General features: G+C 71.6%; 12 protein-coding genes. 5 read left to right on the top strand and 7 right to left on the bottom strand.

The window, feature by feature from the left end; all coding sequences use genetic code 11:
• Window positions 1-286 precede the first annotated feature (286 nt).
• On the top strand, window positions 287-568 hold the full coding sequence (locus ACZ53N_RS08835; RefSeq protein WP_469140355.1) for a DUF6343 family protein: 282 nt from the start codon (window positions 287-289) through the stop codon (window positions 566-568).
• Window positions 569-588: 20 nt separating this feature from the next.
• Here the strand turns inward: ACZ53N_RS08835 and coaE are convergent, their stop codons facing one another.
• The 3 genes from coaE to rpsA form a co-directional block, all read right to left on the bottom strand.
• Window positions 589-1,197 (bottom strand): dephospho-CoA kinase, encoded by a 609-nt coding sequence (gene coaE / locus ACZ53N_RS08830; protein WP_469140229.1) that lies wholly within the window; start codon window positions 1,195-1,197, stop codon window positions 589-591.
• A 25-nt stretch (window positions 1,198-1,222) separates the two neighbouring features.
• On the bottom strand, window positions 1,223-2,167 hold the full coding sequence (locus ACZ53N_RS08825; RefSeq protein ID WP_469140228.1) for a PAC2 family protein: 945 nt from the start codon (window positions 2,165-2,167) through the stop codon (window positions 1,223-1,225).
• Window positions 2,168-2,486: 319 nt separating this feature from the next.
• On the bottom strand, window positions 2,487-4,001 hold the full coding sequence (gene rpsA, locus ACZ53N_RS08820; protein ID WP_130877236.1) for a 30S ribosomal protein S1: 1,515 nt from the start codon (window positions 3,999-4,001) through the stop codon (window positions 2,487-2,489).
• 387 nt (window positions 4,002-4,388) lie between these two features.
• Between rpsA and ACZ53N_RS08815 the strand changes: the two genes are divergently transcribed.
• Together ACZ53N_RS08815 and hrpB are read left to right on the top strand one after the other, a co-directional pair.
• Window positions 4,389-5,192, top strand: coding sequence for a class I SAM-dependent methyltransferase (locus tag ACZ53N_RS08815; RefSeq protein WP_469140227.1), 804 nt, complete (start codon window positions 4,389-4,391; stop codon window positions 5,190-5,192).
• A gap of 302 nt (window positions 5,193-5,494) precedes the next feature.
• A complete protein-coding gene (hrpB, locus tag ACZ53N_RS08810) occupies window positions 5,495-8,107 on the top strand; it encodes an ATP-dependent helicase HrpB (RefSeq protein ID WP_469140226.1) in 2,613 nt (870 codons plus the stop codon).
• A 125-nt stretch (window positions 8,108-8,232) separates the two neighbouring features.
• Here hrpB and ACZ53N_RS08805 read toward each other — a convergent pair whose 3' ends face one another.
• The 4 genes from ACZ53N_RS08805 to polA all read right to left on the bottom strand — a co-directional run bounded on the left by ACZ53N_RS08805 (window position 8,233) and on the right by polA (window position 12,470).
• The gene (locus tag ACZ53N_RS08805) at window positions 8,233-8,424 is read right to left on the bottom strand and encodes a hypothetical protein (RefSeq protein ID WP_362221055.1); all 192 of its coding nucleotides are present in this window, start codon (window positions 8,422-8,424) and stop codon (window positions 8,233-8,235) included.
• Window positions 8,425-8,519: 95 nt separating this feature from the next.
• Window positions 8,520-9,473, bottom strand: coding sequence for a cell envelope lipid trafficking protein PgfA (pgfA, locus tag ACZ53N_RS08800; protein WP_469140225.1), 954 nt, complete (start codon window positions 9,471-9,473; stop codon window positions 8,520-8,522).
• 15 nt (window positions 9,474-9,488) lie between these two features.
• Window positions 9,489-9,623, bottom strand: a complete 135-nt coding sequence (locus ACZ53N_RS08795) for an SPW_0924 family protein (protein WP_469140224.1) — start codon at window positions 9,621-9,623, stop codon at window positions 9,489-9,491.
• A gap of 189 nt (window positions 9,624-9,812) precedes the next feature.
• Entirely contained in the window at window positions 9,813-12,470 is a 2,658-nt protein-coding gene (gene polA / locus ACZ53N_RS08790) for a DNA polymerase I (RefSeq protein ID WP_469140354.1), read from the bottom strand.
• 244 nt (window positions 12,471-12,714) lie between these two features.
• Between polA and ACZ53N_RS08785 the strand changes: the two genes are divergently transcribed.
• Window positions 12,715-14,997 (top strand): FdhF/YdeP family oxidoreductase, encoded by a 2,283-nt coding sequence (locus ACZ53N_RS08785; RefSeq protein ID WP_469140223.1) that lies wholly within the window; start codon window positions 12,715-12,717, stop codon window positions 14,995-14,997.
• Between the two features lie 85 nt (window positions 14,998-15,082).
• Complete coding sequence (locus ACZ53N_RS08780; RefSeq protein WP_469140222.1) at window positions 15,083-15,571, top strand: PaaI family thioesterase; 489 nt, start codon at window positions 15,083-15,085, stop codon at window positions 15,569-15,571.
• Window positions 15,572-15,732: the final 161 nt, after the last annotated feature.

Below are 15,732 nucleotides of genomic sequence, written 5' to 3'. Positions count from 1 at the left end.
CGGAGAGGCACTGACATCACCGGTCCACCGCCGGGGGCTGTCCGGCGGATCACGGGGGCGCATCAGCACCACCGCTGCACGGCGGTGTCCTCGAGCGCCGGACGGGCTGGTCGGCTGGGCTCAGCCAAAATCAGCCCGTCCGGCGTTTGAGGACGCGCCCGCAGGGCGCCCACCGCCGCGGGCGGCAGCCGGGCGGCAGCCAGGCAAAGATCCGCCGGACAGACCCCTCTGGGCACCGACGGCGAACCCGCGCCGGGTGGATCCTGGGGGGTGGGAGATGAGTGCCATGCGTACGGGCAGCGAACCGGTGACCGCGCGGAGTCCGCTGCGGCTGCGTTGCGGACTGGCCCTGTGGGGACTGCTCTGGGCCGTCGCGGGGACCGTGCTCTTCGCGGCGGCGGGGCAGCCAGGGTGGGCGATCGCCTGCGCGGTGCTGATCGCGGTGACCGCCACCGATTTGATCATGGTGATACGGCATATACGCCAAGGGCCGCACTACCAGCCGGGCCGGGACGTCCCGCCCTATGAGCCACCCCATGAGCCCGCCCGGAAGCCGAGGCGGCGATAGGGAAGCCCTCGCGGCAGCACCTATCCGGCGTGGTGCGCCGACCGCGCGAGCAAGTCCGTCCAGGCCTTCGCGACCTGTGCTTCCAGCGCTTGGAGCGGGCCGTCGTTGTCGATGACGAGATCGGCGACCGCCAGCCGCTCCTCGCGGGTCGCCTGGGCGGCCATCCGGGCCCGGGCCTCGTCAGGGGTCATGCCGCGCAGCCGGACGAGGCGGTCGAGGCGGGTCTCCTCGGTCGCGTCGATGACGATGACCAGGTCGTAGAGGGGGGCGAGGCCGTTCTCGGCGAGCAGGGGGACGTCGTGGACGACGACGGCGTCCGGGGCCGCCGCCGCTTCGATCTCGGCGGAGCGGGCCCGGACGAGGGGGTGCACGATGGCGTTGAGCGCCGTGCGGCGGCCGGTGTCGGCGAAGACGATCGCGCCGAGCTTGGGCCGGTCGAGGGCGCCGTCGGCCGTGACGATGCCGGGGCCGAACTCGGCGACGACGGCGGCGAGTCCGGGGGTTCCCGGCTCGACCACCTCCCGCGCGATGCGGTCGGCGTCGACGATCACCGCCCCGTACGAGGCGAGAAGCCGCGACACCTCGCTCTTGCCCGATCCGATACCGCCCGTGAGGCCCACCTTCAGCATGGGCCCCACGCTATCGGCCCGACCGTCAACGGCCGCCGTCGGCCTCCCTGTCGGCGAGGAAACGCTCGAATTCCGCGCCCAGTTCATCGGCAGAGGGCAGCTCGACCGGCTCGGCGACGAGGTTGCCGCGCGTCTCGGAGCCGGCCACCGCGTCGTACTGGTGCTCAAGGCCCCGGACGAGCGCGACGAGCTCCTCGTCCCCCTCGTCGATCTGCCGCTCGATCTCCTCCTGGGTGCGCAGGGCCTCGGTCCGCAGGGTGTGCGCGGCGTTCGGCAGGACCAGGCCCGTGGCGGCGGTGACCGCCTCCAGGGCGGTGAGTGCGGCGTCGGGGTAGGGCGAGCGGGCGACGTAGTGCGGGACGTGGGCGGCGACGCCGAGGACGTCGTGGCCGGCTTCCGCCAGGCGGTACTCGACGAACGACTCGGCGCTGCCGGGCACCTGGGCCTCGTCGAAGTAGCTGCGGTGACCGGGCATCAGATCGGTGCGGTTGCCGTGCGGGGTGATGCCCACGGGCCGGGTGTGCGGGACGCCCATCGGGATGCCGTGGAAGTTGACCGACAGCCGCACGCCCAGCCGCTCCACCAGCTGCCGGACGGCCGCCGCGAACCGCTCCCACTCGACGTCCGGCTCGGGGCCGGTCAGCAGCAGGAAGGGCGCGCCCGTCGCGTCCTGCACCAGATACAGCTCGATCTTCGGCGTCTCGTAGGCGCTCCAGTGGTCCCGCTCGAAGGTGAGCAGGGGGCGGCGCGCCCGGTAGTCGATGAGCCTGTCGTGGTCGAAGCGGGCGACGACCTGGTGCGGCAGGCCGTCCAGCAGCCGCTCGACGATCTGTTCGCCGGTCTCACCCGCGTCGATGTAACCGTCGAAGTGGTAGAGCATGACCAGACCGGCCGTGTCCTGGGCCAGGGCCAGGTCGGCCACGGCGAGCCCCTTGGGCTCCCATTCGTACAAACCCTGCGGATCCAACACAGTGACCGTTCCTCCTCATGTTCCGTATCAGGGAACGCCCGTGGAGGTCCGGCTCATTCCCGTCCGTCGCCTTCTCCCGGAGGAAGAGACGGGGTGTCATGAGGCTGCGGTCGCCTCATGAGGTTGACGAGGCATCAGAAGTAGTCCGGGGGAGCAGGCGCACAACGGACCGGCACCCGCCCCCCCCGTCCCGCGATGCCGAGGCCCCGCCTCGCAGTGCCCCGGGCATGCGGTAAGGCCCGGGACATGCAGTAAGGCCCGCCCCCCAAGGGGAGCGGGCCTTACTGCAGTCAGCTGTCAGCTGCTGCCGGTCAGAGCCTCAGCTCTGGCCGCCGGCGAGCTTCTCGCGGAGCGCGGCGAGCGCCTCGTCCGACGCCAGGGCGCCGGAGTTGTCGGCCGACTCCGAGGAGTACGAACCGCCGGAGACGTTGCCGCCGCCGGTCGAGGAGGAGGCACCGGCCGGAGCGGCAGCGCCCTCGGCCGCGGCCTGCTCGTCGGCCTCGCGGGACTTGATGACCTGCGCCTGGTGCTGCTCGAAGCGCTGCTGCGCCTCGGCGTACTGGCGCTCCCACTCCTCGCGCTGCTTCTCGTAGCCCTCGAGCCAGTCGTTGGCCTCGGGGTCGAAGCCCTCGGGGTAGATGTAGTTGCCCTGGTCGTCGTAGGACGCGGCCATGCCGTACAGGGTCGGGTCGAACTCGACCACGGACGGGTCGGCACCGAAGGACTCGTTGGCCTGCTTCAGCGAGAGGCTGATGCGACGACGCTCGAGGTCGATGTCGATGACCTTGACGAAGATCTCGTCGTTGACCTGGACGACCTGCTCCGGGATCTCCACGTGGCGCTCGGCCAGCTCGGAGATGTGGACCAGGCCCTCGATGCCCTCGTCGACGCGCACGAACGCACCGAAGGGAACGAGCTTGGTGACCTTACCCGGGACGACCTGACCGATCTGGTGGGTCCGGGCGAACTGCTGCCACGGGTCTTCCTGCGTCGCCTTGAGCGACAGGGAGACACGCTCGCGGTCCATGTCGACGTCGAGGACCTCGACGGTGACTTCCTGGCCGACCTCGACAACCTCGGACGGGTGGTCGATGTGCTTCCAGGAGAGCTCGGAGACGTGGACGAGACCGTCGACGCCGCCGAGGTCCACGAACGCACCGAAGTTGACGATCGAGGAAACGACGCCGGAGCGGACCTGGCCCTTCTGCAGGGTCGTGAGGAAGGTCTGACGGACCTCGCTCTGGGTCTGCTCCAGCCAGGCACGGCGGGACAGGACCACGTTGTTGCGGTTCTTGTCCAGCTCGATGATCTTGGCCTCGAGCTCCTTGCCCACGTAGGGCTGGAGGTCGCGGACGCGGCGCATCTCGACCAGGGAGGCCGGGAGGAAGCCACGGAGGCCGATGTCGAGGATGAGACCACCCTTGACGACCTCGATGACGGTACCGGTGACGATCCCGTCCTCTTCCTTGATCTTCTCGATCGTGCCCCAGGCACGCTCGTACTGAGCGCGCTTCTTGGACAGGATGAGACGACCTTCCTTGTCCTCCTTCTGGAGAACCAGGGCCTCGATCTCGTCGCCGACCTTGACGACCTCGTTCGGGTCGACGTCGTGCTTGATCGAAAGCTCGCGGGAAGGGATGACGCCTTCGGTCTTGTAACCGATGTCGAGCAGGACCTCGTCCCGGTCGACCTTCACGATGACGCCGTCGACGATGTCGCCGTCGTTGAAGTACTTGATCGTCTCGTCGATCGCGGCGAGGAAGGCTTCCTCGTTACCGATGTCGTTGACCGCAACCTGCGGAGTGGTGGCGGTGGTCTCGGTGCTGCTCGTCATGTGGGAAAGGGCTCCGGTACGGACAGTGAGTCGTAGGTACTGCTACGCCGAGAGCCCGTATCGCACCGCCGAAGCCGGACAGCCTTGGAGGCGCCTGATCCGAAGGCTTCGGACGAATCCGAAGACACCGGGACACCTCGACAACCGAGGGGACATACAACAAGTGCGAGCGCGGCCTGCTCTGTCTGAGGCGCGCAGGCCCGCAGCGCAACTTGTAGCATACGGGGGCAGCCGGACAGGGTCAATGCGCGAAGGCGCACACCCGGGACGAAACACCCCATAACCGGCACAACTCATGTGTCGCGAGGCCACGAAGGCCCCGCCGCAGCCCGTAGCTCCCGCTCGGGTGAAGACGAAGAGACTACTGCCAAGGGCGCCACGGTCGAAATGATCCAAGAATACGAGCCGGAAGCGACACGGCGGGAGAGCGACGAAGCGGAGAGCAGCCGGGCCAGCCGGGGCTGGTGGGACCGCAACGCGGACGAGTACCAGAGCGAGCACGGCGGCTTCCTCGGGGACGACCGCTTCATCTGGGGTCCGGAGGGCCTCGACGAGGCCGAGGCGGCGCTGCTGGGCCCGGCGGACGAGCTCAAGGGTCTCGACGTCCTGGAGATCGGCGCGGGCGCCGCCCAGTGCTCGCGCTGGCTGGCCGCCCAGGGCGCCCGCCCGGTGGCCCTCGACCTCTCCCACCGCCAGCTCCAGCACGCCCTGCGCATCGGCGGCGACGTCCCCCTGGTGGAGGCGGACGCGGGCGCGCTGCCCTTCGCCGACGGCTCCTTCGACCTCGCGTGCTCGGCCTACGGCGCGGTCCCCTTCGTCGCCGACCCGGTACGGGTGATGCGGGAGGTGCGGCGGGTGCTGCGCCCCGGCGGCCGGTGGGTCTTCTCCGTCACGCACCCGATCCGCTGGGCGTTCCCGGACGAGCCGGGCCCCGAGGGCCTGTCGGTGGCGGCCTCCTACTTCGACCGCACCCCTTATGTGGAACAGGACGAAAGCGGCCGGGCCGTCTATGTGGAGCACCACCGCACACTCGGTGACCGGGTACGCGACGTGGTCGCCGGCGGCTTCCGCCTGATCGACCTGGTCGAACCGGAATGGCCGACCTGGAACCGCCAGGAGTGGGGCGGCTGGTCCCCGCTGCGCGGCAATCTGATCCCGGGCACGGCGATCTTCGTCTGCGAGCGGGACTAGCGCCTGGTCGGCCTTTTCCGCGAAGTGTGCGCTTGACCCTGCGGGCCGTGGCGTGCGCACCTCTGCTGCGCGGCGGTGTCCTCAATCTCCCCCAGCTACCGCTGGGAGGTGCACCCAGCGGGCTGGATTTGGCTGAGCTCAGCCAAATCCAGCCCGTCCGGCGATTGAGGACGCGCCCGCAGGGCGCTCGCCGCCGCAGGCGGCAACAACGACCCGCGGCCGGACGGCGCATGCGCGGCAACGGCGGGTGAGCCGCCGACCCACGATCCGGCCGCCCGCGCCGCTGGGCGAGACTGGGCCGTGTGATCCGCACCGAAGCCCTCGACCGCCTCCCCGTACGGACCGTGCTGCCCGCGCTGACCCGAGCGCTGGACGAGCACGGCGTGGCCGTGCTGTGCGCACCGCCCGGGACGGGCAAGACGACGCTGGTGCCGCTCGTGCTCGCCGGACTCGCCGAGCTCACGGACCACGACGGCCCGGCCACGGACGCGCCCGTCCGGCGTGTCCTGGTCGCCGAGCCGCGCCGGATCGCCGCGCGGGCCGCGGCGCGACGCATGGCGTGGCTGCTCGGCGAGACCGTGCCGGGCGGCGGGGCCGGGGCCTCCTCGGGCGGGCGGGTCGGCTTCACCGTGCGCGGGGAGCGCCGGGTCGGGCCGCGGACCGTGGTCGAGGTGGTCACGACGGGCGTGCTGTTGCAGCGGCTCCAGCGCGACCCCGAGCTGGCCGGTGTCGACGTGGTCGTCCTCGACGAGTGCCACGAACGGCATCTCGACGCCGATACCTCGGCGGCCTTCCTCCTCGACGTGCGCGCCGCCCTCCGGCCGGATCTGCGACTCGTCGCGGCCTCCGCCACCACCGACGCGGAGGGCTGGGCACGGCTGCTCGGCGGTGCTCCGGTCGTTCAGGCACAGGGTGTCTCCCATCCGGTGGAGGTGGTGTGGTCCCCGCCGGAGCGGCAGGTCCGGCCGCCGCACGGCATGCGGGTGGACCCCGCCCTGCTGGAGCACGTCGCGGGCGTGGTGCGGCGGGCGCTGCGCGAGCGCGAGGGGGACGTGCTGTGTTTCCTGCCCGGCGTCGGGGAGATCGCGCGGGTCGCGGGGCGGCTGGGCGGGGCGGAGGCCCTGGGCGCGGAGGTGCTCCAGGTCCACGGCCGGGCTCCGGCCGCCGTGCAGGACGCGGTGCTGGCGGGCGGCTCGGGAGGCCGGCGGGTGGTGCTGGCGACCTCGGTCGCGGAGTCGAGCCTGACCGTGCCCGGCGTCCGCGTCGTGGTCGACGCCGGACTCGCGCGGGAGCCGCGCACGGACCACGCGCGGGGGCTGAGCGCGCTCACGACCGTACGGGCGTCCCGGGCGTCCGCCCGGCAGCGCGCGGGGCGGGCGGGGCGTGAGGCGCCGGGTGCGGTGTACCGCTGCTGGGCGGAGGCCGACGACGCGCGGCTGCCGCGGTTCCCGGCGGCGGAGATCACGGTGGCGGATCTGACGGCGTTCGCACTGCAGGCCGCGTGCTGGGGCGACCCGGACGCGTCGGGCCTGGCGCTGCTCGACCCGCCGCCGTCCGGTGCGATGGCCGCCGCGCGTGACGTCCTCGTGGCCACGGGAGCGGTCTCGGCGGACGGCCGCCCGACGCGGCGGGGTCTGCGGATGGCCCGGGTGGGCCTGCACCCTCGCCTCGCGCGGGCCCTGCTGGACGGCGCGCGGGAGGTGGGCGCGCGCCGGGCGGCGGAGGTGGTCGCGCTGCTGAGCGAGGAGCCGCCGCGGGAGTACGGGGACGATCTGGCGGCCGCGTGGCGCTCCGCGCGGCGCGGCGGCGACGCGTACGCCGCCCGCTGGCGTGCGGAGGCCCGGCGGCTGGAAGGCGCGGCCCGAGGCGCCCGGCCGGACGGGGCCGCCACCGGCGAGGACGCCGGTGGCACGGGCACTCCCCGCACCGACGACGCCGTGGCCGGGCTGATCGCCGCGCTGGCGTTCCCGGAACGGGTGGCGCGGGCACGGGGGGAAGGGGCGTATCTCATGGCGTCCGGGACGGGTGCGGAGCTGGGCGAGGGGTCGCGGTTGCGCAGCGCGCGCTGGCTCGCGGTGGCCGTGGCGGACCGGCCGGTCACGGCCGCGTCGGCGCGGGTGCGGCTCGGCGCCGTGATCGACGAGGACACCGCCCGGGCGGCGGCCGCGGCGCTCCACGCCGAGGGCGAGGAGATCGTCTGGTCCGAGGAGCGGCGTGATGTGGTGGCGCGTCGCGTCGAGCGGCTGGGGGCGCTGGAGCTGGCCGAGCGTCCGCTGCCCTCCCCCGACCCGGAGCGCGTCGCGGCGGCCCTGCGGGAAGGGCTGATGCGCGAGGGGCTGGGGCTGCTGCGGTGGACGCCCGAGGCTGTCGGTCTCCGGCAGCGGCTGGCGTTCCTGCACGGCGCGCTGGGCGCACCGTGGCCGGACGTGTCCGACGCGGCCTTGCTGGAGGGCGCGGACGACTGGCTCGGCTGGGATCTGGGCCGGGCCCGCAAGCGGGCCGATCTGGAGCGGCTGAACGCCGGCACGGCACTGGAGCGGCTTCTTCCGTGGGCGACCGGTGACGCCGCCCGCCTGGACGAGCTGGCCCCCGAGCGGATCGAGGTGCCGAGCGGCTCACGTGTGCGGGTGGACTACGGGGGCGAGCAGCCCGTCCTGGCGGTCAAGCTCCAGGAGCTGTTCGGCTGGCAGCAGACGCCGAGGCTGGCGGGCGGGCGCGTCCCCGTCCTCGTGCACCTGCTGTCACCGGCCGGTCGCCCGGCGGCCGTCACGGCGGACCTCGCGTCCTTCTGGCAGGACGGCTACCGGTCCGTACGGGCCGAGCTGCGGGGCCGCTATCCCCGGCACCCGTGGCCGGAGGACCCGTCCACGGCCGCGCCTACGCGCCGGACGAACGCTCGTCGGTCCGGCGGGTAGGCGGGCGGGGGGCTGATTTCAGCCCGTCCGGCGTTCGGGGACGCGCCCGCGGGGCGCTCGCCGCCGCAGGCGGCACAGACGGCCCGCAGCCGAGGCCCCGCCGGGCAGGCCCCCGACGCAGACGTTCAGGGGAGATACCTCTCGATGGCGGCGGAGCCCTGTTCCTCCATGAGGCGCTTCGCGGCCTCGACCCGCTCCGGCGTGACGTCCCGGCCGGATGCCATGACCAGGTCCTCGGGGTCGAACGGCCGCTCTCCCCCGGTGTAGAGCCGCCGGGGCCTGGATGCGGTGGACTGGTCCTTAGGACTCTCCTTCACGGTGAGCCTCCTTGGTCGGCGTGCCCCCGCCGGGGGCCCGGCGCTTCGGGTTTCCCTCCATCCTGTGCCCGTTGCCCGGCAAACGCACGACGATCTCACCCCGGACTGCGGGCGGCCCGGCGTGAGCGGGCTTCGAGGACGACGGACAGGGCCAGCAGGACGACGGCGAGGGCGAGGAAACCCCAGGGGAGATACGTGGTGAGCAGCAGGACCAGCTGCCGCTGGGACGTCACGAGCCGGACCGTGTCGTCGGCGTAGTCCGGGCGCAGCTTCACATGGCCGGCGAAGGCGGTGATCGGTTTCTTCTCCGGGTGGCCGGTCCAGCGCATCTGTGTGTGGTGGCGTTCCTCGGCGTTGACGGGGGCGCCCGTGGTGGGCTCGACCCAGAACATGCGCGTGGTGGTGTACCAGTTCTCCAGGCCGAGCTGCCGGACCGTGTCGGGGCTGATGCCGAGCGGCAGCGTCCGGGGCAGCGGGACCTTGGTCCAGGGCACGGTCTGCTCGAAGTAGTAGACCTCCAGACCGCGGTAGGTGCGGGTGCCCTTGTAGTGGATGGGCGCGGAGGTGCGGGTCTGCATGTCGAAGTACCGGTAGTCGCGCTTCTCGACGAGGAAGGGCCACTTGTACGCGATGCCCTCGCGGCGTACGGGGGTGCCGTCGACGTGTTCGCCGCCCGCGTGCACGGGCTGCTGGGTGTGTCCGTCGAAGACATAGCGCTCGGGGATCCGGGAGACCATCTTTCCGTCGGGCCCCGCGATGTAGGTGAGGGTGTCCCAGACGACGGCGTCGCGGCCGGTCTCCTTCTTGACCTTCCTGGCCTGCTCCACATTGCCCTTGAGGGTCTGGATGACGGTGACCTTGGAGACCTTCTTGGGTTCGAGGGTGGCGTAGTCGACGAGGGTGGCGTCCTTCGCCTCGGTGACGACCGCCTGGTAGCGGCCGGCGGGGACCTTCGCCAGCCGGGGAAAGGCGTACCAGCGCAGCAGCGGCGACAGGGCGGCGAAGAAGACGGCGAGGGCGAGGAGGACCAGGCTCGCTCTACGGCGCATGGCGGGGCCTCCCGGTCAGGGGTGCGCGGGAGGGGAGGTCAGCAGGGGCTTCGGCGAGGTCCGACCGTCGGGCGGGCCGACGGCCGTGACGGCGAAGACGAGCGCGAGGGCGGCGGCCAGTCCGATGGCCGCGGCGGCCAGTGCGCGCATGCTCGGCCTCCCGGAAGCTGATGGGGCGTCAGGGAAAGGGGGTGCGGGCACCGTAGCAACGCCGGGCCGAGATGAGAACACGCGCCGACGAGGCAACTCCCCCGTCGGCATCCCCTGGCAGCCGACACACCACTGCCCCCTCACCGCAGCGCGGTGAAGGGGCAGTGAATGAACGCCGAGGAAGATGCCTCAGTGCGCGGCGGACTCCCAGTCCCCACCGACACCGACCGACACATCCAGCGCCGCACGCAGCTCGACGGCCCCCGCCATCTCGCGGCGGACCAGCTCCTCCACCCGCTCACGCTCGCCCGGAGCGATCTCCAGCACGATTTCATCGTGCACCTGGAGCAGCATCCGCGACGTGAGCTTCTCCGCCTCCAGCGCCTCCGCCACCCGCAGCATCGCGATCTTCACGATGTCGGCGGCCGTCCCCTGGATCGGGGCGTTCAGCGCCATCCGCTCGGCCATCTCACGACGCTGACGGTTGTCGCTGTTGAGATCCGGCAGATACCGGCGACGGCCCAGCATCGTCTCCGTGTAACCCGTGGCACGGGCCTCCTCGACGGCCCGCTGGAGGTAATCCCGCACCCCGCCGAACCGCTCGAAGAACGTGTCCATCAGCTTGCGCGCCTCGTCCGGCGCGATATTCAGCTGCTGCGACAGACCGAACGCCGACAACCCGTACGCCAAGCCGTACGACATGGCCTTGATCTTGCGGCGCATCTCCGGGTCGACCTCGGACTTGGCGACACCGAAGACCTGCGAGGCGACCGTGGTGTGCAGATCCTCACCCGACGCGAACGCCTCGATCAGACCCGCGTCCTCCGACAGATGGGCCATGACCCGCAGCTCGATCTGGCTGTAGTCGGCCGTCATCAGCGACTGGAAACCCTCGCCCACCACGAAGCCCCGGCGGATGGCCCGGCCCTCGTCCGTGCGCACCGGAATGTTCTGCAGATTGGGATCCGTGGAGGACAGCCGGCCCGTCGCCGCCACCGTCTGGTTGAACGTCGTGTGAATGCGCCCGTCCGGAGCGATGGCCTTGATCAGGCCCTCGACCGTGGACCGCAACTTCGACTGCTCCCGGTGCCGCAGCATGATCACCGGGAGTTCGTTCTCCGTCTGGGCCGCGAGCCAGGCCAGCGCGTCCGCGTCCGTCGTGTACCCGGTCTTGGTCTTCTTCGTCTTCGGCAGACCCAGCTCACCGAACAGCACCTCCTGGAGCTGCTTGGGCGAGCCCAGATTGAACTCACGGCCCGCCGCCGCGTGCGCCTCCTTCACCGCCTGCTGCACGGCACCCGCGAACTGCTGCTCCATCCTCTCCAGCCAGCCCCGGTCCGCGGCGATACCCGCCCGCTCCAACCGGGCCAGCAGCGCACTCGTCGGCAGCTCCACATCCGTGAGCAGCTCCGCCGCGCCCACGTCCCTCAACCGACCCGTGAAGGCCTCACCGAGATCGAGGACCGTACGGGCCCGGCCCATCAGCGCGTCGGCCTCCGCCTGCTCGTCGGCACCGAAGGCCAGCTGACCGTCACCCGCGGCGGCCGTGGCCAGCTCACGGCCCAGATACTCCACCGACAGCGCGTCCAGGGCGAACGAACGACGCCCCGGCTTGACCAGATAAGCGGCCAGCGCGGTATCCATCGTCACGCCCGCGACCGACCAACCGTGCTCCGCGAAGACCCGCATCGCGGCCTTCGCGTCATGCATCACCTTGGGCCGGGCGGCATCCGCGCTCCACGCGGCGAACGCCCGCTCATCGGCCTCGTCCACCTGCGACGGATCGAACCAGACCGCGGGACCCTCACCCGTCGCCAGAGCGATCTCGGCGACCCGGCCACTGCCCTGCGACCAACTGTCGACCATGGCCAGACCCAACGGGGCACCGCCGTGCTCGGCCAGCCACGGCGCCAGCTCCCCCGCGCCCAGCACCACGCCGTCCACCTCGGCCCCGGCGGCCGGAGCGGCCTCCTCGGCCTGCTCCGCACCCGGGTCCGCCGCCAGCAACCGGTCCCGCAGACCCTGGTTACGGATCTCCAGCCGCTCCAGGAACGTCGTCAACGCCAGCCGGTCGTACGCCGCACGGCACAACTCCTCCGGACGGGTCGACAGCTCCACGTCCCGCACCATCTCGGTCAGCCGGCGGTTGAGCTTGACAGCCTCCAGATGATCACGGAGGTTCTGCCCGGCCTTGCCCTTGACCTCGTCGACCCGCTCCACCAGCTCGGCGAACGACCCGAACTGGGTGATCCACTTGGTGGCGGTCTTCTCCCCCACACCCGGGATACCCGGCAGATTGTCCGACGGGTCACCGCGCAGCGCCGCGAAGTCCGGATACTGCTGCGGGGACAGACCGTACTTCTCCTCGACCTTCTCCGGAGTGAACCGCGTCAGCTCCGAGACGCCCTTCGTCGGATACAGCACCGTGACCCGGTCACTGACCAACTGGAACGAGTCACGGTCACCGGTGACGATCAGAACATCGAACCCCTCGGCCTCCGCCTCGGTGGCCAGCGTGGCGATGACGTCATCGGCCTCGAAACCGTCCACCGCGAACCGCCGCACGGACATCGTGTCCAGCAGCTCGCCGATCAGATCGACCTGCCCCTTGAACTCGTCCGGCGTCTTCGAACGCGTCGCCTTGTACTCCGGGAACTCCTCCGACCGCCACGTCTTGCGCGACACGTCGAACGCCACCGCGAAATGCGTCGGCCGCTCGTCACGCAGCGTATTGGCCAGCATCGACGCGAAGCCGTACACCGCGTTCGTCGGCTGACCGCCGGACGTCGTGAAATTCTCCGCCGGCAGCGCGAAGAACGCGCGATACGCCATGGAGTGCCCGTCCATCAGGAGCAGACGCGGACGGCCTCCCTCCACTGCCTCGGTGCCGGTCGTCTCGTTCGTCTTCGATGCCTTTGCTGCCACGCCCCCGATCCTGCCACGGCCCACCGACAATCCCGGCCACACGCCCACCCCCGGCACCCCGCCGCACCGCCCCGGCACCCGCCCGCCAGCGGACTGTCAGCGGGCCGTGACAGGATCGACCCCGTACGACTCCACGTACACACCGACCCGCTCAAGGGGGAGCGAGATGGCAGGCAAGCCGCCCACAGGCGATCCCGTCCAGGACGCACCCGACGTCGCCGCCCCGCAGCACGCCGCCGCCGGGCTGCCCGCGATCGCCCACACCCTGCGCGTCGCGCAGAAACAAATGGGCGTGCGACGCACCGCGCTCACCCTCCTCAAGGTCAACCAGAAGGACGGCTTCGACTGCCCCGGCTGCGCCTGGCCCGAGCCGGACAAGCGCCACGCCGCCGAATTCTGCGAGAACGGCGCCAAGGCCGTCGCCGAGGAAGCGACCCTGCGCCGCGTCACCCCCGACTTCTTCGCCGCCCACCCCGTGGCCGACCTCGCCACCCGCAGCGGCTACTGGCTCGGCCAGCAGGGCCGGCTCACCCACCCCATGTACCTCGCCGAGGGCGCCGCGACCTACGAGCCGGTGACCTGGGAGCGCGCCTTCGACCTCATCGCCGAGGAACTCCACGCCCTCGCCTCCCCCGACGAGGCCCTCTTCTACACCTCCGGGCGCACCAGCAACGAAGCAGCCTTCCTCTACCAGCTCTTCGCCCGCGAGTTCGGCACCAACAACCTGCCGGACTGCTCCAACATGTGCCACGAGTCCTCCGGCTCCGCCCTCACCGAAACCATCGGCGTCGGCAAGGGCAGCGTCCTCCTCGAAGACCTCTACAAAGCCGACCTGATCATCGTCGCCGGACAGAACCCCGGCACCAACCACCCCCGCATGCTCAGCGCCCTGGAGAAGGCCAAAGCCGGCGGCACGAAGATCATCACGGTCAACCCGCTGCCCGAAGCGGGCATGGAGCGCTTCAAGAACCCGCAGAACGCCCGCGGCCTCGCCGGCGGCGGCACCCCCCTCACCGACCTCTTCCTCCAGATCCGCCTCGGCGGCGACCAGGCCCTCTTCCGCACCCTCGGCCGCCTCGTCCTCGAAACCGAAGGCGCCCTCGACACCGACTTCATCCGCGAACACACCCACGGCTTCGAGGAATACGAGCGCACCGCCCGCGCCGCCGACTGGGACGAGACCCTGCGCGCCACCGGACTGCGCCGCCAGGAGATCGAAGAAGCACTCCGCATGATCCTCGCCTCCCGGCGCACCGTCGTGTGCTGGGCCATGGGCCTCACCCAGCACAAACACGCCGTCCCCACCATCAAGGAAGTCGTCAACCTCCTCCTCCTGCGCGGCGACATCGGCCGCCCCGGCGCCGGCGTCTGCCCCGTACGCGGCCACAGCAACGTCCAGGGCGACCGCACCATGGGCATCTTCGAACGCCCCTCCGCCGCCTTCCTCGACGCCCTCGAGAAGGAATTCGACTTCACCCCGCCCCGCGAGCACGGCCTCGACGTCGTCCGCGCCATCCGCGCCCTGCGCGACGGCGACGCGAAGGTCTTCTTCGCCATGGGCGGCAACTTCGTCGCCGCCTCCCCCGACACCGACGTCACCGAGGCCGCCATGCGCCGCGCCCGGCTGACCGTCCACGTGTCGACCAAACTCAACCGGTCCCACGTCATCACCGGCGCCCGCGCCCTGATCCTGCCCACCCTCGGCCGCACCGAGCGCGACCGGCAGAGCGGCGGCGACCAATTCGTCACCGTCGAGGACTCCATGGGCATGGTCCACGCCTCCCGCGGACGCCTGGAACCCGCGAGCCCCCACCTGCTCTCCGAACCCGCCATCGTGTGCCGCCTCGCCCGACGCGTCCTCGGCACCGAAAGCACCACCCCCTGGGAGGAGTTCGAGAAGGACTACGGGACGATCCGCGACCGCGTCAGCCGCGTCGTCCCCGGCTTCGAGGACTTCAACGCCCGCGTCGCCCGCCCCGGCGGCTTCACCCTGCCCCACGCCCCCCGCGACGAACGCCGCTTCCCCACCGCGACCGGCAAGGCCAACTTCACCGCCGCCCCCGTCGAATACCCCAAGGCCCCCGAGGGACGGCTGCTGCTGCAGACCCTCCGCTCCCACGACCAGTACAACACCACCATCTACGGCCTCGACGACCGCTACCGCGGCATCAAGAACGGCCGCCGCGTCGTCCTCGTCCACCCCGACGACGCCCGCGCCCTGGGACTCGCCGACGGCACCTACGCCGACCTGGTCAGCGAGTGGACCGACGGCACCGAGCGGCGGGCCCCCGGCTTCCGGGTCGTCCACTACCCCACCGCCCCCGGGTGCGCCGCCGCGTACTACCCGGAGACCAACGTCCTGGTCCCGCTGGACCACACCGCCGACACCAGCAACACCCCCGCCAGCAAGTCCCTGATCATCAGGCTCGAACAGGCGGACCCGGCCTGAGCGCGCACCGGACGACCTGGTAGGACGGATCACCTGAACACGTGGTGCACACCGTGACCACCAAGGACGATCGGAGCCGCGACGCATGGGCGAGCAGAGCACGACCACGTTCCCGCAGGAGATCCTGGACGAGTGGGCCGGCAGCGGCCTCGACCTGGCCGCCCTGTTCTCCGCCGGGCACCTCGGCGAGCGCATGAGCGTCACCGTCGTCGAGGCGGCCCCCGACCGCATCGTCGGCACCATGCCCGTCGAGGGCAACACCCAGCCGTACGGGCTGCTGCACGGCGGCGCCTCCGCCGTGCTCGCCGAGACCCTCGGCTCGGTCGGTGCCATGCTGCACGGCGGGCCGGGCCGGTTCGCCGTCGGCGTGGACCTCAACTGCACCCACCACCGCGGCGTGCGCTCCGGCATGGTCACGGGCGTGGCCACCCCCGTCCACCGCGGCCGCTCCACCGCCACCTACGAGATCGTCATCACCGACGACCAGGACAAGCGGGTGTGCACCGCCCGCCTCACCTGCCTCATCCGCGACAACGACAGCGTGGCTGACGCGAAGGCCGACCCCCAGGGCTGACCCCTGATCCGGCACCCCCAACCGACGGCCGGGCCGCCGCCGTACGGGTGCACCACCGCTGCGCGGCGGTGTCCTCAAACTCCCCCGGCTACCGCTGGGAGGTGCCCCCGGACGGGCTGATTCAACCGGGCTCAGCCCATATCAGCCCGTCCGGCGTTTGA

The organism is Streptomyces sp. NPDC033229 (assembly GCF_055576875.1).
Note: the sequence above shows the minus strand (reverse complement) of the source record. Positions and strands in the feature narration are given on the sequence as shown.